We start from the raw sequence: 21,050 nt of genomic DNA on the forward strand, positions 1-21,050 counted from the left end.
CAAACGTCGACTCTTATTCCTTGGGGAATTCCAATCCCATTTCCTTGTAGCGGTCGGGATCGTCACCCCAGTTCTCGCGCACCTTGACGAACAGGAACAGATGCACGGGGACGCCCATGATCTCGGCGATCTCGGCACGCGCCTGCGCGCCGATCGACTTGATCGTGGCGCCGCCCTTGCCGAGCACGATCTTGCGCTGGCTCTCGCGCTCGACAAAAATCGTCTGCTCGATGCGGATCGACTTGTCCTTGCGGTCGGTCCAGCTGTCGGTCTCGACCGTCGACTGGTACGGCAGTTCCTGATGCAGATGGCTGTAGATCTTCTCGCGCGTGATCTCGGCCGCCAGATGCCGCATCGGCGCATCCGACATCTGATCCTCGGGATAGAGGAACGGCCCCGCCGGCACCAGCTTGGCCAGCGTCTGACGCAAATCGGCAACGCCGTCGCCGGACAGCGCCGAAATCATGAAGGTGTGCTCGAAGCGCATCCGCTCGTTGGCGGCCTGCGCCAGCGCCAGCAGCTTCTCGCGCTGCACGAGATCGACCTTGTTCAGCACCAGGATCTTCGGATGCGCGACGGTTTCGAGCTTGGCCAGGATCGCGTTGGCTTCTTCGTCGAGGCCCAACTTCGCATCGAGCAGCACGCAGACGAGATCGGCGTCGTGCGCGCCGCTCCAGGCGGTCGATACCATGGCGCGGTCAAGCCGGCGCCGCGGCGCGAAGATGCCGGGCGTGTCGACCAGGATGATCTGCGCGTTGCCCTCGATCACGATGCCGCGGATCAGTGCGCGCGTGGTCTGCACCTTGCGCGAGACGATCGTGACCTTGGAGCCCACCAGCGCGTTGACCAGCGTCGACTTGCCGACATTGGGCGCACCGATCAGCGCGACGAAGCCACAGCGCGTCGCGTCCCCTTGCCCTTTGGTCTCGTCAGTCATTGGTGCCGACGCCTTCGCGCTCGATCATCGCGGATGCCGCCGCCTTCTCGGCCGCGCGCTTGTTGCCACCGAGGCCCTCGGCGGAGGCCAGGCCCGGCAGGTCGACCGCAACGCGGAATTGTGGATCGTGATGCGGGCCGGTGCGTTCGACCTCGCGATAGACCGGCGTCGGCAGTCCCTTGCCCTGGGCCCATTCCTGCAACACGGTCTTGGGATCGCGCAGCGGCCGGCGCAGCTTGTGCATCCGTTCAGTCCAGTTGCGCTCGACGAACTGACGCGCGGCCTCGTAGCCGCCGTCGAGAAAGATCGCTCCGATCACCGCTTCGCAGATATCGCCGAGCACGGACTTGCGCAGCCGGGCGCCTTCGACCGCCTTCACCATGCCGAGCTTGATGTCCTCGAGCAGCCCGAGCGCCTTGGCGACGTCGGCGCAACTCTCCTTGCGCACGAGGTCGGCGAGCCGCTTCGACAATTCGCCCTCGTCGGCCTTTGGGAACGACCGGAACAGCATGTCCGATACGATCAGCCCGAGCACGTGGTCGCCGAGGAACTCCAGCCGCTGGTAGCTGTCGGCGCGGTTGCGGGTGGCGGGCTTCAGTGCGGAGACGTGGGTGAAGGCGGTGGTCAGCAGCGCGGGATCCTGGAACGTGTACCCGATCCGCGCCTCGGTGCCCGCGATCGCGGCCTTCTCCTCAGCGGCCTTGGCCGCCTTGCTGCGCCGCTTCTTCGGCGCGGCTGTGCTGTCGGCGGCAGGCGTCTGGCTCGGCTCGCCGGTCGGCGCTGGATCGTTGATGGCTGCGGTATCGTCGTTCATCGCACGATAGAGAATAGGCGATTCCACCGCACGGCAAGCGGCCAGCGCCAGATCATCCATGCCTGCTCGCCCTCGGCGATCGAGAAGAAGATCATCTGGGCTCGCCCGATGATGTTCTCGAACGGCACGTAGCCGACCTGCGACAGGAAGCGGCTGTCGGTGGAGTTGTCGCGGTTGTCGCCCATCATGAAGAAATGCCCGGGCGGAACGGTGTAGACGATGGTGTTGTCCATGTAGCTGTTGTCGGTGCAGTCCAGCGTCTCATAGCTGACGCCGTTCGGCAGCGTCTCCTTCCAGCGCTTGACGCGGGCGGTCGCATCCGCCGAGCCGCAGGGATCCTCGCCGACGAAATCGCTCAGCCGCTCCCGCTTGATCGGCTCATCGTTGATGTAGAGCAGCCCGCTCTTCACCTCGATGCGATCGCCGGGCAGCCCGATGACGCGCTTGATGTAGTCGGTGGAGTCATCCCGCGGCAGGCGGAACACCACGATGTCGCCGCGGTTCGGCTCCGAGCCGAAGATGCGGCCCGAGAAAATGTTCGGCGAGAACGGGATCGAATAGTGGCTGTAGCCATAGGAATATTTCGAGACGAACAGGTAGTCGCCGACCAGGAGCGTCGCCTTCATCGACCCGGAGGGGATGTTGAACGGCTGGAACAGGAAGGTGCGGATAACGAGCGCGATCAGAAGGGCATGGATGACGACGCGGATGGTCTCGCCCAAGCCGCTTTCAGATTTGGTCCCGGTGGTCACGCTCATTGCTTTCCCAATTCCCGTGGACTGATGTCCACGCGGTGGCAGAACGTTCTCTTCGCGCGAAGCGTTCGGCCTTCGCGTGAGGAAAATGGCCTTGATTCTGATCTTGAGGGCAAATTCCGGCCTAAACCCGGAATCAGCGTCTCGCTCGATATAACCCTGCGGCGTTTTAGACGGTTGTTCGCAGGGGCGCAATCAATCGCCGCCTCAAAACTTCGCAATTCATTGAAATATCAATGATTTTTTAGTTTGCTGAAGTTTTCCGGCAGAATCCTGCACCGCGGGCTCATCTGGCGGGGGCAACCGCCGAAATTATGACGAAGGCCTGGGCCAACGGCCAATCGTCGGTGATCGAAAGGTCGATCTGCGCCTGCATGCCCTCGGGCGTCAGTTCCTGCAGCCGGGCCAGCGCCCCGCCGGTTAGCCGCATCGACGGCCGCCCGCCCGGCAGGTTCACCACGCCCATGTCCTTCCACCACACCCCGCGCCGGATACCGGTGCCCAGCGCTTTGGAGCAGGCTTCCTTGGCGGCGAAGCGCTTGGCGTAGGTGGCGACCACCATCTTCTCATTGTTGGCGCGGCGCATCGCCTTGGCGCGCTCGGCATCGGTGAAGATGCGGTCGAGGAATCGCTCGCCATGGCGCTCGATCACCTTGGCCACCCGGGTGATGTCGATCAGGTCCGAGCCGATGCCGATGATCATGCGCTGACCGCACCCTGCGCCCTGGCGCGGCCGCGGTCCATCGCCGCACGCATCTCACGCACCGTCCCGGCGATGCCGACGAACAGCGCCTCGCCCATCATGAAATAGCCGATGTTCAACTCCCGGATTTCGGGCAGCGCGGAAATCGTCTCCGCGGTGTCGTAGTCGAGCCCGTGGCCGGCATGGACCTCGAGCCCGGCCGCCTGCGCGAGCTTGGCGCCGGCTACGATGCGCTTCCATTCGGCGTCCGCCTTGTCCTGGTGGCCGTCGACCACGGCGTCGCACCAGCCACCGGTGTGGATCTCGATCACCGGCGCCTTCAGCTTCGCGGCCATCTCGATCTGCCTGGGATCGGCGGCAATGAACAGCGAGACGCGGATGCCGGCGTCATTGAGCCGCGCGATGAACGGCGCCAGCGCGTTGTGCTGGCCGACCACGTCGAGGCCGCCTTCGGTGGTGAGCTCCTGGCGCCGTTCCGGCACCAGGCAAACCGCGTGCGGCTTGGTGGCGAGCGAGATCCGCAACATGTCGTCGGTCGCCGCCATCTCGAAATTCAACGGCTTGGAGATCTCGGCCTTGAGCCGCGCCATGTCCTCATCGCGGATGTGGCGGCGATCCTCGCGCAAATGCGCGGTGATGCCGTCGGCGCCGGCCGCGATCGCGGCAAGCGCCAGCCGCACCGGATCTGGCCGCGCTCCGGCCCGCGCATTGCGCAGAGTGGCGACGTGATCAACATTGATACCGAGACGCAGCGGCGGAGACGACATCAAATCACTCTCTGACAAACCAGTTGAACCATCCCCTCATCCTGAGGAGCGGCGCCTGCGCCGCGTCTCGAAGGATGCGGCCCCGTCTCGGGCCGCATGGTTCGAGACGGCGCTGACGCGCCTCCTCACCATGAGGGCCGATGACAGGCGGAACCCTAACCATTGACGCGCTCGACCCGAGCGACGACGGCCTTGGCGCGCAACTGGGCGATGATAGCGCTGAGATGCTTGAGGTCATAGACCTCAAGATCGATGGTCAGCTCCGTGAAGTCAGGCGATTGGCGCGACATGTGGATGTTGTCGATATTGCCGTCGTGCTCGGCGATCACGGTTGCGATCTGGGCGAGGCTGCCGGGCTCGTTGACATTGTGGACCAGGATGCGGGCCGGGAAGCGTTGCGGCATGGTCTCGTCGATATCCCAGCGCACGTCGAGCCAGCGCTCCGGCTCCTCCTCGAAATCCTTCAGCGCCGGCGACTGGATCGGATAGATCGTGATCCCCTCGCCCGGCGTGACGATGCCGACGATCCGGTCGCCCGGCACCGCACCGCCGTTCGGCGCGAACTTCACCGGCAGGTCGGAATTTATGCCGCGCACCGGGATCACCGAGGTGGCGCGCGCCGGATGCGGCGGGTTCTGCGTCTTCAGCTTGGCGGCGAGACCCTTCTTGGCGCCATAGCGCACCAGCCGCTCTTCCTTGTAGTCCGGATACATCGCGCGTGCGACGTCGGAGGCCTTGATCTCGCCGCGCCCGACCGAGGCCATCACGTCCTCGATCGAGCTGCGCGCGAGCCGCGGCAACGCGCCCTTCAGCTTGTCGTCGGCGTATTCGATCTTGGCGCGGGCAAACAGGCGGTCGACGATGCGGCGGCCGAGGCCGGCATACTGGTCGCGCACCGCGTCGCGGGTGGCACGGCGGATCGCGGCGCGCGCCTTGCCGGTGCGGGCGAGCGCTTCCCAGGCCGACGGCGGCGCCGACTGCGCCTTCGAGGTCAGCACCTCGACCTCGTCACCGTTCTGCAGCTCGGAGGACAGCGGCGCGAACTTGCCGTTGATCTTGCAGCCGACCGCGCTGTTGCCGACGCCGGTGTGCACGGCATAGGCGAAATCGATCACGTTGGCGTTGCGCGGCAGCGCGATCAGCTTGCCTTTCGGCGTGAAGCAGAACACCTGGTCGTGGAACAGCTCGAGCTTGGTGTGCTCGAGGAATTCTTCCGGATTGGCGCTTTCCGAGAGGATGCCGATGGTGTGGCGCAGCCAGGCGAAGGCGTTGGACTCATGCTTCAGCCGCTCGTGCGGCGAGCCCGCGCCCTCCTTGTAGAAGGCGTGCGCGGCGATACCGAACTCGGCGATCTGGTTCATGTCCTCGGTGCGGATCTGCAGCTCGACGCGCTGCTTGCCCGGCCCGATCACCGTGGTGTGGATCGAGCGGTAGTCGTTCTGCTTCGGGGTGGAGATGTAGTCCTTGAAGCGGCCCGGCACCACCGGCCAGGTGGTGTGGACGATGCCGAGCGCGCGGTAGCAGGCTCCGACATCGTCGAGGATGATGCGGAAGCCGTAGATATCGGACAGCTGCTCGAAGCCGACCGACTTGCGCTCCATCTTGGTCCAGATCGAAAACGGCTGCTTGCGGCGGCCGAACACCCGTGCGGTGATGCCGTTCTTCTGCAAATTCTTGGAGAGCTGGGTTTCGATCTCGCCGATCAAATTGCGGTTGCGCTCGGCCAGTGAATCGAGCCGCTGCTTGACCACCGCATAGGCCTCGGGATCGAGCACGAAGAACGACAGGTCCTCGAGCTCCTCGCGCATCTCGTGCATACCCATGCGGCCGGCCAGCGGCGCATAGATATCCAGCGTCTCCTCGGCGATGCGCCGGCGCGAGGCCGGCGGCACGAACTCCAGCGTGCGCATGTTGTGCAGCCGGTCGGCGAGCTTGATCAGCAGCACGCGTACGTCGTCGGCGATCGCAAGCAGCAGCTTGCGCAAGTTCTCGGCCTGCTTGGCTTCGCGCGACACCAGTTCCAGCCGCTTCAGCTTGGTCAGGCCTTCGACCAGCGCGCCGATCTCGTGGCCGAATACATTGTCGATCTCGGCCCGCGTCGCCTCGGTGTCCTCGATCGTGTCGTGCAGCAGCGCCGCCACGATCGTGGCGTCGTCGAGCTTGAGGTTGGTGAGGATCGCGGCGACCTCGAGCGGATGCGAGAAATAGGGATCGCCGGAGGCACGGGTCTGCGTGCCGTGCGCCTTCATGGCGTAGACATAGGCGCGGTTGAGCAGGTCTTCGTTGGTGTCGGGGTTATAGGAGCGGACGCGCTCGACGAGGTCATATTGTCGCATCATTCGCGTCCGCGGCTTGGCCGGCCTCTCCGCCGTGGACGACGTCGGCGCCACCGCGACCGTTTCGGTTGCAGCCTGCATCTGGATGGAACTGCGGCGTCGATACGCCATGAACTCGCTGCCTCTCGCGCGGGACCGGAACGTCCCACCTTTTCTCAATCTAGTGCGCTTTCCAATGAAGCAGCACCCCACGCGGGCCCTGGAACCATTCAATTTCCCGCGTCCGCATAGGACGCACCGTAACAGCAAAATTGTCAACAAAAGCAAAGGCCCGGAGCAATGTCCGGGCCTTCGGCAAATCTGTTCGAAACGACGGCGAGCTTACTCGTCTTCCTCGGGCTGCTCCTCCGGGGGCGCCAGTCCCTCGAGGCCCTTCAGCAACTCCTCCTCGGTCATCCGCTCGACCGCCACCTCGGTGTCGTCGGCGTCGACGCTGGCACCGGCGGAACCGATCAGCGGCACGGTGTCGGGCTCGGGCTCGTCGACCTCGACGAACTTCTGCAGGGAGTGCACGAGTTCCTCTTTCAGGTCTTCCGGCGAGATCGTCGAATCGGCAATCTCGCGCAGCGAGACGACCGGATTCTTGTCGTTGTCGCGATCAACCGTGAGTTGCGACCCCGACGAGATCATCCGGGCGCGATGCGCGGCCAACAGGACGAGGTCGAAACGATTGTCGACCTTGTCAATGCAATCTTCGACGGTGACGCGAGCCATCTCGAGGCGCTCCGTGGTAAAAGGGACCGAACATGTAGGTTATGAGGGTTAGTTATAGGCCTAGCCCCGGTTTCGCAAGGTAAAATTTGTGATTTGCCTTCCGAACAGGCTCTGATAACCCGGTCTGACGGGGGCCAGAAGGGCCGGAGCGTCTGACGACATGGCCAGGTTGCTGTCCCAGGCGAGTAAATCTCTTCATTGCAATGTCAAGGGTCTAGGCTTTTTGCCCTCGCCTCACCATAATTGCGGTGGTGACTGTCGCGGGGAAAGATTCACAGAACTTTAGGCAGCAACGCCGGAAATTGCGCGCGGTTGATCACCGCCGCGCTAAGAACACTAACAACCACGCGAGAACACTTTGATGTCGTCACCTGTTTCCAACAAGATCGCGCTCTTCATCGACGGAGCGAATCTTTACGCCACCGCAAAGACGCTGGGCTTCGACATCGACTACAAGCGCCTCCTCAAGGAGTTCCAGAGTCGCGGCACGTTGCTCCGTGCGTTCTACTACACGGCGATCATCGAGGATCAGGAGTATTCGTCGATCCGCCCGTTGATCGACTGGCTCGATTACAACGGCTACACCGTCGTCACCAAGGCGACCAAGGAATTCATCGACGCCAGCGGCCGCCGCAAGGTGAAGGGCAACATGGACATCGAGCTTGCCGTCGATGCCATGGAACTAGCCGAGCACATCGACCAGATGATTCTGTTTTCCGGCGATGGCGACTTCCGCTCGCTGGTGGAAGCAGTGCAGCGCCGCGGCGTTCGCGTCACGGTCATCTCCACCATCGCCAGCCAGCCGCCGATGATCGCCGACGAGTTGCGCCGCCAGGCCGACGTTTTCACCGACCTCGTCGAGCTGCAATCCAAGCTCGGCCGCGATCCGTCGGAACGTCCGGCCCCGCGCGAACCGCGCCACCACTCCCCGCAATTCCTGCAGCGCGCGACCACCATGGCCCCACGGGGAGCCGATGACGATTTCGACGAGTAATCTCGTCACCGCTGCCACGCGCCCCGACAGCAACTGTCCGCTCTGTCCACGGCTGGCCGAGTTCCGCGCGCAGGCGCGCGCGCGCGAGCCGGGCTGGTTCAACTCACCGGTGGAATCGTTCGGCGATCCGAATGCGCGGCTGTTGATCGTTGGGCTCGCCCCGGGCCTGCAGGGCGCCAACCGCACCGGCCGCCCCTTCACCGGCGACTACGCCGGTGATCTGCTCTACGCGACCTTGCTCGAATATGGTTTTGCCAGCGGCGTCTATCAGGCGCGGCCGGACGACGGCCTGAAGCTGGTCGACGCCCGGATCAGTAATGCGGTGCGCTGCGTGCCGCCGCAGAACAAGCCGCTGCCGGCCGAGATCAACACCTGCCGGCAATTCCTCCGCGCGACCATCGCGACGATGCCGAAGCTGCGTGCGATCGTGCTGCTCGGGCGAATCGCGCACGAATCGACTCTCAAGGCATTGGATGTTCGCTTGGCGGCCGCGCCCTTTGTGCACGGTGCCGTGCATAGTGCGGGCAAATTCAAGCTCTACGACAGCTACCACTGCTCGCGCTACAACACGAACACCGGCGTGTTGACGACCGACATGTTCCGCAAGGTGTTCGCGACCGTGCGCAAGGAGCTCGGCTAGCGCCCCTTCCGGTATCCGCTTTGCGAACCGCTATCCAAAGCCTGCAAATGCTACAGGACACTCGCGCGACTTCGGAATAATAGAAAAATATCCCTGAATTGCCCGACGTGTCAAGTTGCCTGGGCGAACGCCGGCCGCTGCCGGCTACTTTGCATGGGGTTGTTTTCAATATTCTGGCAGCGTGACCTGCGACCGCCCCACGACTTCATATTGCTCTAGGTGGTGTTGACACTTATCGCATCCATAGGACGATTGCAGCGAGCGTGACGATGGCTCGGTAATTTCGGGCGGTCTTTTCGAAGCGGGTTGCGACGCGACGGAACTGCTTGAGCTTGCTGAAGCAGCATTCCACGAGGTGGCGCTGGACATAGAGATGCTTGTCGAGCGGATGTTTGAGGGCTCGCGAGGGGTTGTTGGGGATGACGGCGATCGCGCCTTTGGCTGCGATGGCCTGGCGCAAATGATCGGCGTCATAGGCTGCATCGGCCATGACGACCTCGGCGGGCAATCCCTCGATCAACGTGGCGGCTTGCGGGGCATCGCCCTTCTGGCCTGCGGTGAGGGTGAACCGCACGGGACATCCCAAACCTCGAACGGCCATATGTATCTTGGTGCTCAAGCCGCCGCGCGAGCGCCCGATCGCTTGATCTTCAGACCCCCTTTTTTTGCCCCGGCGGCGTGCTGATGCGCCCGGACGATGGTGGAATCGACGATCAAATATTCGAAGTCCGGATCATCGGACATCGCCTCGAAGATCCGCAACCAGACACCCTTGGTGCTCCATCGACTGAAGCGCCGGAACACGCTGTTCCAATCCCCAAACGCCTCCGGAAGATCACGCCAGGGAGAGCCCGTGCGAACGATCCAGAGCACCCCTTCCACGAACATCCGGTTGTCGCGTCCGGTCGAACCTTTCTGGTCGGGCCGGCCAATGATGAGCGGCGCCATGCGCTCCCAAGCCGCGTCGCTCAACACCAAACGATCCATCACACCCAAGGCCGCCTCCCAAAAGAAGCCTTGAATCTGATTTGGCCTCAAAAGGGAATCCCTAGAGTCCACACCGCCTAGTTCGTCCACGGATTGGCCTTCAGCCATTCCAGCACGTCTCCGGCGTTCCGGTCGGGCGGGAACACCGGATAGAACACGTGGCTGATGCGCGCGTCGTCGATGACCAGCGCGAGCCGCTTGATCAGGGTCAGCCCCGCCACCAACATCGTCGGCAACTTCAGCGTGTGCGTCAGTTCCAACGCTTCGTCGGACAGCACCGGGAACGGCAGATGCAGCCGCGAGGCCATCTCGGTCTGGTACGCGTTGCTTTGCGTCGACAGCCCGAACACCTGGGCAGCACCGGCCGCCTTCAGCTCGGCGAACAGGTCGCGGAACGCGCAGGTCTGCGGCGTGCAGCCGCGGGCGCCCGGGATCATGTCCCAATCGTCGACCAGCCCGATCTTGCCGGGCTCGCCGGTTCGCGGATAGGCGAACACCACGGTGCGGCCCGCAAGTGCCGACAGCGCCACCGCGGTGTCGTCGGTGGCGCGCAGCCTGACCGGCGGGATCGTCATGCCGGTCAGATGCGCCGCGCCGCCGTCATCCGTGGGCGCCGGGATCTTGCTCCAGTCGACATCGGTAAGGCTCGATTGGCTCATGGCCCAAATCTCCATCCACCGTCATCGCGAGGAGCGATTGCGTCGCTTCGCTCGCAATGACGACAAATCAACCGCCCTACCCGCGCGCCCGCATCAGGCGGCCCTTCTCGCGGCCCCAGTCGCGCTTCTTCACGGTCTCGCGCTTGTCGTGCAGCTTCTTGCCCTTGGCGACCGCCAGCAGCAGTTTGGCACGGCCGCGCTCGTTGAAATACAGCTTCAGCGGAATGAGCGTCATGCCCTCGCGGTCGACCGCTCCGAGCAGCTTGTTGATCTGCTTGCGATGCAGCAGCAGCTTCCGCGGCCGCTTCGGCTCGTGGTTGAAGCGGTTGGCCTGGAGATACTCAGGAATATTGGCGTTGATCAGCCACAGCTCGCCGTTCTTGGAATCCGCATAGGATTCCGCGATCGTGCTCTTGCCGCTGCGGATTGATTTCACCTCGGTGCCGGTCAGCGAAATGCCGGCCTCGATCGTGTCCTCGATCGCGTAATTGAAGCGGGCCTTGCGGTTCTCGGCAACGACCTTGATGGGACGTTCGTTCTTCTCGGCCACTTTAGCTCTTCTTGAGAAGGTCGCGGATTTCCGTCAGCAGCACGACCTCGGCGGACGGCTTCGGCGGCTCGGCAGGCTTGACCTCTTCCTTGCGCTTGAACTGGTTCATGGCGCGGATGACCATGAACAGCACGAAGGCGACGATCAGGAAGTTGAGCGTCAGCGTCAGGAAGTTTCCCCAGGCCAGCACCGCGCCCTGCTTCTTGGCGTCGGCGAGGTTGGTTGCGGTGACGGCCTTGGAAAGCCCGGTGAAATAGTTGGAGAAGTCGAGACCGCCCGTGATCGCGCCGATGATCGGCATGATGACGTCGCCGACCAGCGAGGTGACGATCGCGCCGAAGGCCGCACCGATGATGACGCCGACGGCGAGGTCGACGACATTGCCCTTCATGGCGAACTCGCGGAATTCCTTCAGCATGCCCATCCCCTTCTGCTCGACATTGCGCACGGCACCGTTCACGGCGGTCGCGGTCCGGCTCAGTTGATCAGGCCGGCATGGACCATGGCGCTGCGGACCGCCTGGCGGGTCGCTTCGGTGACCGGCACCATCGGCAGGCGCAGCTTCTCGTCCAGCTTGCCGAGCAGCGACATCGCGTACTTCACCGGCGCCGGATTGCTTTCGATGAACAGGTTGGTGTGCAGCGGCATCAGCTTGTCATGGATCTTCAGTGCCGTGGTGACGTCGCCCTTCTGCCAGGCGGTCTGGAACTCCGAGCACAGCCGCGGCGCGACGTTCGAAGTCACCGAGATGCAGCCATGGCCGCCATGGGCCATGTAGCCGATGATGGTGGCGTCCTCGCCCGAGAGCTGGTTGAAATCCTCGCCCATCGCGGCGCGCTGCTGCGAGACCCGCACCATGCTCGCGGTGGCGTCCTTGACGCCGGCGATGTTCTTCAGCTCGAACAGCCGCTTCATGGTGTCGACCGACATGTCGATCACCGAGCGCGGCGGGATGTTGTAGATGATGATCGGAATGCCGATCGCATCGTTGATCGCCTTGAAGTGCTGGTACATGCCTTCCTGGGTCGGCTTGTTGTAGTACGGCGTCACGACCAGCACCGCGGTGGCGCCGGCCTTCTCGGCGTGCTCGGCGAGCTCGATCGCCTCCTTGGTCGAATTCGAGCCGGCGCCGGCGATCACCGGCACCCGGCCCTTGGCCTCCTCGATGCACCACTCGACCACCCGCTTGTGCTCGTCGTGGCTCAGCGTCGGGCTCTCGCCTGTGGTGCCGACTGGCACCAGGCCATGCGTCCCCTCGGCGATCTGCCAGTTCACGAGGCTGCGGAAGACGGCTTCGTCCACCGAGCCGTTCTTGAAGGGCGTCACCAAGGCAGTGAATGATCCCCGGAATTTTGTCTTGGCTGCCATGGACTTCCTCCAAACGCTTCAGGCTAAAGGCTAGGTCGACGGACCTTTGCTGTTGGCGCGCTTCACGTCCGTGCGACCGGCACCCGGTTGTTGCGAAACGCCATGAAAGGCAATTCATATCGGGTCTGGCCGACAGGCGAAAGGGCCGTACCGTACCTATTCCCAACGGTAATCTGCGGCGCGCGAAATCGTTTCCAGCCGCGATTTTGCCGTTGTGCTGGCGCAAACAGCCGCACCGGCAGGCTTCTTAGTATTTTGTGTACGTTTTCAATCAAATAAGAACCCATGGCCCAAACGACCAGATGATTCGGGGCCGCAGAGGACTTCTGTGATCCGTTCCGTTCGTGCAGGCACATTGCGGTCGACGGCGCTGGCGACGAGCCTGGCGCTCGTTGTCGGCCTTGCCGCCATCACGGCCGATGCCTGGGCCGCCGAGGATGCTCCAACCGCAAAGCCGGCTGCCCAAGACACGGCTTCCAAACCTGCTCCTCCCAAGACCACGCCGAAGTCCACGGCTCCGAAGGCTGCGGCTTCAAAGCCAGCGACAACCAAACCCGGCGCCGTCAAGACCGACGCTGCCAAGACCAGCGCTGAAAAGACTGACACTCACAAGACTGAGGCTCACAAGACAACGTCGTCCAAGTCCGGCGCGGTCAAGACGGACGGGGCCAAGGCCGCTCCTGCCAAGACCGAAGCTCACAAGCCAACGGCTCCGAAGACCACGGAATCCAAGAGTACCACGTCCAAGACCACCGCGGCCAAGACCACCGCGTCAAAGCCCGCCGCTCCGGTTGCAACCGGAACTGTATCGAACAGGTCGGTGCCCGCGCCCGCACTGGTTCCGGCAACCCGCCAGCATGCCGCGCCGATCGCGCGCAAGCCCGTCCTGCCCGCGGCCGTGGCCGCGACATCCTCGACGTCGCACTCGGACAAGGAAGCGCTTGCAAGCGTCGTCGAGCTGCTGCGCAAGCGCAAGCCGGCGGACGCCACCGAGGCCGAGGCCTCGATCTCCGATCCGGTCGCGCGCAAGCTTGCCGAATGGCTGATCCTGCGCAGCGAGGACAACGGCGCCTCGGTCGAGCGCTACCGCGCCTTCCTCGATGCCAATCCGAGCTGGCCGTCGCAGACCTTCCTGCGTCGCCGTATCGAGGCCTCGCTGTGGGACGACCGCCGCGACGACTCCGCGGTCTGGGCCTGGTTCCAGAATGAATCGCCGGTCTCGGCCAAGGGCCGGCTCGCGCTCGCCAAGGTCATGATCGGACGCGGCGACCGCGGCAATGCCGAGCGCCTGGTCCGCGAGGCCTGGCGCAACGACGGGATGAGCGAGGACACCGAAAACACCGCGCTTGAGCTGTTCGGCTCCTTCCTGACTGCCGGCGACCACAAGGCACGCATGGACACCATGCTGTACGGCACCGACAACGAGGCCGCCGGCATGCGCGAGGCCAAACGCCTTGGCTCCGGCTATGTGGCGCTCGCGAAGGCACGCATCGCCGCCACCCGCAAGGGTTCGAACCTGCGCGCGCTGCTGGAGGCCGTGCCGAGCGAGCTCTCCGGTGACACCGGCTACTTGTTCGCCAGGATTCAGTTGCTCCGCCGCGAGGAGAAGTTCGCCGAGGCCGCGCGGCTGATGCTGAGCGCACCGAAGGAAGCCTCGCGCCTCTACAATGTCGACGAATGGTGGATCGAGCGCCGGCTGCTGGCGCGCAAGATGATCGACACCAACGAGTTTCGCACCGCCTATCTGATCGCGCGCGACGCGGCGCTGCCGGCCCGCGACATCTACAAGACCGAGCAGGAATTCACCTCGGGCTGGATCGCGCTGCGCTTCCTCAACGATCCCGCCCTCGCCGCTCAGCATTTCGCGCGGATCGGCGTCGGCAGCGCCAACCCGACCGCGCTGGCGCGTGCCGGCTATTGGCAGGGCCGCGCCGCGGAGGCCGCCGGCCGCGGCCAGGAGGCGCGCGCCGCCTACGGACGCGCGGCCGAGCAGTCCACCAGCTATTACGGCCAGCTCGCGCGCGCCAAGCTTGGCCTGCCGCAGATCGAGCTGAACAGCGCGCCGCGCGGCCGCGGCGCCGAGCGGCTGGAGATTGTACGCGCGGTGGCGCTGCTCTACGAAATCGACGCGCGCGAGCTCGCGATCCCGATCTTCGGCGACATGGGCGACAATGGCGATCCGGAGGCCCTCGCCGGCCTCGGCGAACTCACCGCGCGCCACGGCGATGGCCGCGGCATGCTGCTGATGGGCAAGGCCGCGCTCAACCGCGGACTGCCGTTCGACCACTACGCCTATCCGGTCAACGGCATTCCCTCGTTCCGCCAGGTCGGGCCGGAGGTCGAGCAGAGCGTCGTCTACGCGATCGCGCGCCAGGAAAGCGCGTTCAATCCGGCGGTGGTGTCACCGGCCCAGGCCTACGGCCTGATGCAGGTGACGCCGGACGCCGGACGCTACGTCTGCAAGCGCGCCGGCATCGGCTTCGACCTCAACCGGATGAAGACCGATCCGGTCTACAACGCGATGCTCGGCGCCGCCGAGCTCGGTGGCCTGCTCGAGGACTATCGCGGCTCCTACATCCTGACCTTCGCCGCCTACAATGCCGGTCGCGGCAGCGTGCGGAAGTGGATCGAGCGCTATGGCGATCCGCGCGATCCCAAGATCGACGCGGTCGACTGGGTCGAGCTGATTCCGTTCTCGGAGACGCGGAACTACGTGCAGCGGATCATGGAAAACCTGCAGGTCTATCGCGCCCGGTTCGGCGGCGGCACCAAATTGCAGATCGAGGCCGATTTACGCCGCGGCGCCAGCGTGGAATGAGCCGGCGCAACCGGTTTTCAACAGGCTGGGCGACAGCAGCTTCCAGCCTCGACCAAAAATCACGCTAATCTATTGTTATACCTTGCGTTTTAAGTATCCGCGCGCTCCGATACGAGCCGATCGGCGCGATATATTCGGCGCGATATATAAAGGCTTGGGGACGGCCGGCGGCCGAGCTGCCCTCAAATCACCTTGGCGCAATCTGAATCTGCCGCTTGCGGCTCAGCGTCCACTCGGGCATATCGGCGCCATTGGAGAGGTGGCCGAGTGGCTGAAGGCAACGCTTTGCTAAAGCGTCATACGGTCTCAAGCTGTATCGAGGGTTCGAATCCCTCCCTCTCCGCCAGCCAGCTAATGTCCAGCCCGGAGACATGGGGGACAGCCTCGTGCGAGAGCACGGTCTTCATCTTCCAGAATCGCGCCGATTTTCCGAAACTTGAGACGGCGATCAGTTCGACCGTTACTGCAAATATGACCAAGGCTGGATAAACAGGCGCCGCCGGGACAATGCCATTTAGAGCCCGGCGGCGTACTTTTGGCGTGCTGGGCAGCGTTCCCTCAAAGTTCAATCTCGATCGCCATGTTCGCGCGCACAAGGGTGGTCAAACCCGCTTTCAATCTTTTCGCTTGCCAGGTCTGGAAAGCTGGATCGGCGTTTAGCTTATCAACCGCCGCGCCATAAGCCGAAAAGGTCTCGAAATTTACTGAGAAAACGAAATTGCCGGCTTCACCGACGGCGACAGACCAGAACCTTGGCTTGCCACCGTGCTTGCGCCAAAGCCCGGCACTCTCCTTTGCCAATTCGAGTATTCCTGCGAGGTCACCGCCTGGATTCGGCTTGACCACGTACTGCACGACTACTGCCATGCTACCCTCCAATTGGAAATTACAGGGGAGCACATGCGAGGCTGTTTTTCGGTAGTTGGGTTTGATCTAGGTCAAGCAATCCAGCGACGCGGCATGGGTACTTAGCCGCCCGCACCGACCGCGATGGCATAGTGTCTGCACTTTTGACCGTGCTGGGGATTTCAGTGTCCCAGTTCAGGAAGGAAACGCCGCCGGGCGTGTATTTTTGAGACCGGCGGCGTACTTTTTGGGGATTCGATCAGATCCAGTCGGTTGCCCGGCCGGGCGGACGATCTGGGAGCGGCCTATCGAGCAGGCCAGCGACCAATGAGCGGTGGTCCTAAGGGGTCATCGCAGAGAAATGCCGGCATCGGCCCCGGGCCTGGACCGGTTGTCACCTCCGCGTGAACGAAACATCATTCCCGGCGCCGCGAAGCGAGCGCGCAACAAACCGCGCCCACCATCCCCGCATTGTTTATTTCACCTGAGCATTTCCGGGGTAAAGCCATGCAGCAAGACAGTGGCATCCAATTCCAGGATACCGACCAGGTTCTGCGTAACGCCCAGCTTCGCCGATCCGCCGACTTAGGTCCCTGGTTACGGCATCGCTTCTCATCCAAGGCAGGCAGGCTCGTGGTCGCAACTTCGCTGGCTTGCATTGTTGTTGTGCTGGCGATCGTTGCTGCCCCGCGGCCCGTCTCGAGCGCTGCGCTCGGCAGCGAGTGGCAATGCAGCAAGGCGGCGTTTGTCCTGACGACCTGCCGTCAAGCCGACCCTGCCCGTTCATAGCAAGCGGCCGCATCGGGGGGCGTACGGTAGCGATGGCAATTGGCACTGGTGAAACCATCTGCCCGGCGACTCCGTAGCTGGAGCGCCGGCCTATTTCTTCCATTTTGGCACTACGGGCCGGCTGGGGCCGTTCGGTCTTTCCCAGTCACGAACGGCCTCACTTTTAGGTCCACCTATGAACCGCGTCAGCTTTCCCTCGGCTTGATTATTTGGCATCAAATGGTCAAGGCGCCCGCGCGAAGAATCCGCCGGCCGGTCGAGATCGAGCTGAAGGCGAAGAAATAGATGGATGGTTCAAGTCGCGGTCTCAGGTTAGCGATCTGTTTCGCGCTGGTTCTCGTTCTGCCTGCTGCGCAGACGCCGCCGACACTGCATTCGCGGGACGAGTGGCGTGTGGTTGACAAGGAATGCCGCGACGTCTTGCCCGCCCAGGCAAAGATACGGGCGTGTCTCAACCTGCTGAGCGATCGACACCTCTCGACCGCTTATCTAGCGTCGATCACCGGCGAAATATCGAGCACCTTCCAAGGCTTGCGAGACTACGGCAACGCCATCAAGTACAAGAAGATCGAAATTGAACGCACCTCGGCGAGGCAACCGTCTTCGTCGGGTGACGCACTTCCTGCCAGTTTCGGTGCGATGTCTCTGCGTTACACGGAGCTCGGGACACTCCAGGCGCTCAATCGCCAAACCAATTTCGGCAGTCAGTCGGATGAAGCACGCCGAGGCGCCACTGAGGAGCAAAACAGCTACAACCTTGCGCTTCAGTACAACCCGATGAACTACAGGGCATATCGATACCGGGCTGAAATTCGCAGCCAATTCTGCGATAGCGCGTCCGCCGCTCAAGACATGGAAGCAGCGGTTAGGTTTGCCGAACAGGCTGGAGATCAGGGCGCCGCACGAGACTACGAGCGCGTCACGCTAGGTGCCTGCGTTCCGGCGTGGCGGCGAGAATAGTCCGCGCCATCAGACTGTCCCCACCCGGCGGGCATACGCCGCGCCGCACCGCCCCGACAGTATTCTTACGGACCCCCAACTGGCAGGGAACTTGCGATGTATCCGTGAATAGTTCGGTGCCAGCTGTTCTCGGTGTGCCGAACTCAGACATTCGGAGCACGCAATGAACATGCATCATCGTTTTGAGACAGGTCGCGGACGTGGCGGACGCGAGTCGACGGTCAGCAAGATGCTGTCTGATCTGATCCTGGCCTGCCAGCAGATCGAAGCCGACATCGCGACCGAAGAAGCGCGCGTGGGAATTCATGACCGATCGGACGCGAGGTATCCGATTTTGGCAAGGTCGCTCAATGAGCGGCACGCCAATCTCAAGGGAACGATTGCTACCCTCAAAAAGCGTGTAGCCGAGAGCTCTCAGCACAAGATGGTGACCGACGCAGCATAGCTCGGTCTTTGACCAGCTCCTTGCACGCGGGCAGAGCGATCGATGCGATGAAGCATCAGTGCGGCGGCGACGACGTCAGCCGCTGCCGCGGGTGGATGGATCGAGGTTTCGGTTCTCGCCGGGCGGGATCGGGCCAAAGCCCGGATATACGTACCGGTCCGGAGGGACGACCTGTTCACTTGGACGGATGATGAGGTGCTGTCGCACGCGACGATGATGCGCCGTTGCGGCGCCGGCAACCGAGCTCCACAGCACCACAAGCGGCAACGCCAAGACCAAGGAAATAGCCAAGCATAGACGCAAGGCAACACGCATCGCGATCACTCCGTTTCACCGAACAGGTGATCGCCAAGCGTAGCGCTGTATTCTGCGCTGGCTTCTCACATGCGATCAAAACAGCGAGATCGGCGATCCGTCACTTCGTTATCGCAGCGATCGCGGTCTTCAGCGGCCGCGGCAGGGCTTGCGCGATGGCGACACCGAGCAACGCGAGGCCGCGGATGTTAGGGGCGCGCCTCAACCGAGCGAGTGGATGCCCACTCTGCCCAGTACTTCACGAGCGGGATCGCGCTTCCAACCCAACCTCCCGCCATCTTGGCCTCTTCTTCTCGATCTAACATGTTCCCGGCAGCGGCAAGTTCGTCGATAGAATAACGCCGCGATGGACACAGGATTTCACTCGCCTGCGCCCAGCAATCCCACTCGCCAATCGCTACGCCACCCAGTGCACCCGTCTTGCGATTGTAGAGAATTGCCCTGGGTGATGAATTGGAGACGACTACTAGCCAGTTTTGATCGCTAGCAATGCCGGTAACGTAAAAAGGCCATTCGCCGCCAAACAGGTCTTCGCGGGCAGGCATCATCAACAGCTTGCCGTCGCTCGTTGCCAGTGCGCCGTAGGCAGCGCGCACAGTCTTGTCGAACATCTGATAGCTCGGCGCATCGAATTGGACAGATCCGCGCGACGTAGCCGAGGGATATCGAAATCTCGATTGATCAGCGATGTATTTCCATCGTGGGTATCCGAACTCAAGAGACGTTGTCACCCTCCCGCTGATGGCGACGATCCTGTCCTGATAGGTGGACAAAATATAGACTGCGTCTTTGTCCCGATAGGCGCAGAACGGAGCCGACAGATTTGCAAAGGTCGGACCATTGGCACCATATACGTCCTTCGGTTGAAGGCTTTTCGTCATCGTGAAGACGATGCCGGACATTGGATCCGAACCAATCAGATCGCCCGTACTCTCGTCTTCGTTGATGCAAGTGGCAAACTGAATCGATTCGGAACCGATGTTTGCGATCCTGGCAAGCTCTTGCCCGGTCTCAATCGACAGCTTGACAATACTCCCCTGCCCCGAAGCGAAAACTTCATCTCCGATAATGGTGATGCCGTGAGAGGCCACCAGATCCCGCTTCCAGCGCAGAATCCATTTATCATCCACTCGTTCGAACATGGAGACGACGTTGCCGTCGTAGTCCGCCACGCCCATGAATCGACCTCCTCGCGAGATCGCCACTCCCTCCGCCCCCTTTATGCCAACATCCGCTATGCGCTCGGTTAGATGAAGCTTCGCGCCGGATCCCGTATGCTCCAGCTGAGCGACGATAATGTCTCCTCCAACGTAGTTCGCAATGAAGATCCTGTCGTAGAAGGCGGAGTAGAATACGGCCGTTGGATTCCAGACAGGGAGTTCGACGTCAATCTCAAGTGGCACCGCGATGCGCTGATCTTGGTCGAACAGATAGATATCCCGGTAGTTGGCGATAAGAAACTCTCGCGCTGAGAGTTTCGTCATGGAGACCGGCGTCATCGGTCCATCTTCGTTTTTAAGCAGCGAAACGTGAATTGAGTTGCCTTGCAGATCAGGCGCGGGCCGACCGCGCTTCTGCCGGTCGATTACTCCGCCAATATCGGTGCGCAATTTATTTGCTGTCTGCTCGTGCTTGGTTGCCGCCTGTTCGTGCTTGGTTACGGCCTGCTCCAGCTTGTTTGCGGTCTGCTCGCGCTTGCCTGCGCCCTGCTCCAGTTCGCTTGCAGTCTGTTCCAGTTGGCTTGCAGTCTGCTCCAGCTTGCCTGTAGCTTGCTCCAGTTCGTTTGCAGTCCGCTGCAGCTTGCCGGCAGCCTGCTCCAGCTTGTTTGCAGCCTGCTCCTGCGCGTCCAGGCGGCCGATAATAGTAGCCATCCGTTGGCCGCTAAATAGCAGCGTCTCCGTTAGAAGATTCGCGGCGGTCTTAATTTTGTGCGCGAACGAAACTAGGATGATTACGCCAACTAGAATCGCACCATATGCGATCTTCTTGTTCATGACCTGCTCGCGACAACTACCGATGAAACTAAGAAACCCTCACGACTCGAAGTGAGAAGCTAGATATCCTTTAGTTTGATCGCGCTCGATGTGAAGCTCAATGACCCAAGCGAGCTATAAGCACTTCGATTCGGCAGTCATCGAACATCAGTCAGCAAAGATCGGAAATATCTTCACACATTCTGGAACTCGTTGCGCCCGCACGGTATCACGACGCCAATCCCCTCGACACGATTCGGGAACGCGTGTCTGGTAGCGCTCCTGCGAGGTCGGGCACGGCTCGCACAGTCGCGTCATCAGCTACCAGTCGTCATCGCTCGGAAAATTGAAACGTGCTCCAACCAAATCATCCCGTCGAATAGAGCTTCCGCAGACCGATTTGCAGCTCTCACGCGTGGCGACTTCGGTCATTCAGTCCCTCGATCGTCGAGGGGCGATGAGTCTCAGGCCCATGCGTCCCGCATAGACCCGAGCATGGCCTTACTGATTGCAGTCTTGGCATCCCTCGGCGAGTAAACCGCGCGGCAATATCGTCGCAAACCTTGTTTTAATGTCGAGCGGCAATCGGCCGATCTGCATGTGCTTTGCACGCGGCCGCAATGCGGCGTGAAGCCGCGGATAAGGACAACCTCAAAAAATAAGATCGGACCAGCGCTCCA

Annotated in this window: 18 protein-coding genes, 1 tRNA gene and 1 pseudogene; 6 read left to right on the top strand and 14 right to left on the bottom strand. The window is 62.4% G+C overall.

Annotated features, from left to right (window positions below; genetic code table 11):
- Positions 1 to 13: 13 nt before the first annotated feature.
- From era to rpoZ, 7 genes are all read right to left on the bottom strand, one after another.
- A complete protein-coding gene (era, locus tag QA639_RS24775) occupies positions 14 to 937 on the bottom strand; it encodes a GTPase Era (protein WP_157340991.1) in 924 nt (307 codons plus the stop codon).
- Positions 930 to 1,751 (bottom strand): ribonuclease III, encoded by an 822-nt coding sequence (rnc, locus tag QA639_RS24780; protein WP_018271941.1) that lies wholly within the window; start codon positions 1,749 to 1,751, stop codon positions 930 to 932. Before rnc ends, era begins: the two co-directional genes overlap by 8 nt.
- Entirely contained in the window at positions 1,748 to 2,509 is a 762-nt protein-coding gene (gene lepB / locus QA639_RS24785; protein WP_028333840.1) for a signal peptidase I, read from the bottom strand. Before lepB ends, rnc begins: the two co-directional genes overlap by 4 nt.
- Before the next feature lie 283 nt (positions 2,510 to 2,792).
- Positions 2,793 to 3,209 (bottom strand): holo-ACP synthase, encoded by a 417-nt coding sequence (gene acpS, locus QA639_RS24790; protein WP_021078359.1) that lies wholly within the window; start codon positions 3,207 to 3,209, stop codon positions 2,793 to 2,795.
- Complete coding sequence (locus QA639_RS24795; RefSeq protein ID WP_157340989.1) at positions 3,206 to 3,976, bottom strand: pyridoxine 5'-phosphate synthase; 771 nt, start codon at positions 3,974 to 3,976, stop codon at positions 3,206 to 3,208. The genes acpS and QA639_RS24795 overlap by 4 nt, the downstream gene beginning before the upstream one ends.
- 155 nt (positions 3,977 to 4,131) lie before the next feature.
- The gene (locus tag QA639_RS24800; protein WP_026192848.1) at positions 4,132 to 6,423 is read right to left on the bottom strand and encodes a RelA/SpoT family protein; all 2,292 of its coding nucleotides are present in this window, start codon (positions 6,421 to 6,423) and stop codon (positions 4,132 to 4,134) included.
- A gap of 210 nt (positions 6,424 to 6,633) precedes the next feature.
- Entirely contained in the window at positions 6,634 to 7,026 is a 393-nt protein-coding gene (gene rpoZ, locus QA639_RS24805) for a DNA-directed RNA polymerase subunit omega (protein WP_016844003.1), read from the bottom strand.
- 361 nt (positions 7,027 to 7,387) lie between these two features.
- Between rpoZ and QA639_RS24810 the strand changes: the two genes are divergently transcribed.
- Positions 7,388 to 8,020, top strand: coding sequence for a LabA-like NYN domain-containing protein (locus QA639_RS24810; RefSeq protein ID WP_016844002.1), 633 nt, complete (start codon positions 7,388 to 7,390; stop codon positions 8,018 to 8,020).
- Positions 8,001 to 8,660 (top strand): uracil-DNA glycosylase, encoded by a 660-nt coding sequence (locus QA639_RS24815; protein WP_028333838.1) that lies wholly within the window; start codon positions 8,001 to 8,003, stop codon positions 8,658 to 8,660. The genes QA639_RS24810 and QA639_RS24815 overlap by 20 nt, the downstream gene beginning before the upstream one ends.
- A 232-nt stretch (positions 8,661 to 8,892) precedes the next feature.
- Here QA639_RS24815 and QA639_RS41940 read toward each other — a convergent pair.
- The 5 genes and pseudogenes from QA639_RS41940 to dapA form a co-directional block, all read right to left on the bottom strand.
- Positions 8,893 to 9,656: pseudogene (locus QA639_RS41940) on the bottom strand (IS5 family transposase).
- A gap of 68 nt (positions 9,657 to 9,724) precedes the next feature.
- A complete protein-coding gene (locus QA639_RS24830) occupies positions 9,725 to 10,306 on the bottom strand; it encodes a peroxiredoxin (RefSeq protein WP_028333837.1) in 582 nt (193 codons plus the stop codon).
- A 76-nt stretch (positions 10,307 to 10,382) separates the two neighbouring features.
- Complete coding sequence (gene smpB, locus QA639_RS24835; protein ID WP_016843999.1) at positions 10,383 to 10,856, bottom strand: SsrA-binding protein SmpB; 474 nt, start codon at positions 10,854 to 10,856, stop codon at positions 10,383 to 10,385.
- A gap of 1 nt (position 10,857) precedes the next feature.
- Positions 10,858 to 11,274, bottom strand: coding sequence for a large conductance mechanosensitive channel protein MscL (gene mscL, locus QA639_RS24840; RefSeq protein WP_198400085.1), 417 nt, complete (start codon positions 11,272 to 11,274; stop codon positions 10,858 to 10,860).
- A gap of 59 nt (positions 11,275 to 11,333) precedes the next feature.
- Entirely contained in the window at positions 11,334 to 12,224 is an 891-nt protein-coding gene (gene dapA, locus QA639_RS24845; protein WP_050385799.1) for a 4-hydroxy-tetrahydrodipicolinate synthase, read from the bottom strand.
- Positions 12,225 to 12,552: 328 nt separating this feature from the next.
- On the opposite strand from dapA, the gene QA639_RS24850 reads away from it, so the two are divergent.
- Both QA639_RS24850 and QA639_RS24855 read left to right on the top strand, forming a co-directional pair.
- Complete coding sequence (locus QA639_RS24850) at positions 12,553 to 15,042, top strand: transglycosylase SLT domain-containing protein (RefSeq protein WP_428841062.1); 2,490 nt, start codon at positions 12,553 to 12,555, stop codon at positions 15,040 to 15,042.
- Between the two features lie 253 nt (positions 15,043 to 15,295).
- A tRNA-Ser gene (locus QA639_RS24855) sits at positions 15,296 to 15,388 on the top strand.
- Positions 15,389 to 15,600: 212 nt separating this feature from the next.
- Here QA639_RS24855 and QA639_RS24860 read toward each other — a convergent pair.
- Complete coding sequence (locus QA639_RS24860; protein ID WP_157340985.1) at positions 15,601 to 15,909, bottom strand: hypothetical protein; 309 nt, start codon at positions 15,907 to 15,909, stop codon at positions 15,601 to 15,603.
- Between the two features lie 1,161 nt (positions 15,910 to 17,070).
- Between QA639_RS24860 and QA639_RS24865 the strand changes: the two genes are divergently transcribed.
- Positions 17,071 to 17,637 carry a hypothetical protein gene (locus tag QA639_RS24865; protein WP_283087585.1) on the top strand — a complete coding sequence of 189 codons (567 nt, stop codon included), beginning with the start codon at positions 17,071 to 17,073 and terminating at the stop codon, positions 17,635 to 17,637.
- A gap of 163 nt (positions 17,638 to 17,800) precedes the next feature.
- The gene (locus QA639_RS24870; RefSeq protein ID WP_028333831.1) at positions 17,801 to 18,082 is read left to right on the top strand and encodes a hypothetical protein; all 282 of its coding nucleotides are present in this window, start codon (positions 17,801 to 17,803) and stop codon (positions 18,080 to 18,082) included.
- Between the two features lie 503 nt (positions 18,083 to 18,585).
- Here the strand turns inward: QA639_RS24870 and QA639_RS24875 are convergent.
- Entirely contained in the window at positions 18,586 to 20,391 is a 1,806-nt protein-coding gene (locus tag QA639_RS24875; protein ID WP_157340981.1) for a flagellar export protein FliJ, read from the bottom strand.
- Positions 20,392 to 21,050: the final 659 nt, after the last annotated feature.

Origin of the sequence: Bradyrhizobium pachyrhizi (assembly GCF_029714545.1) — a bacterium.
GTDB lineage: Bacteria > Pseudomonadota > Alphaproteobacteria > Rhizobiales > Xanthobacteraceae > Bradyrhizobium > Bradyrhizobium pachyrhizi.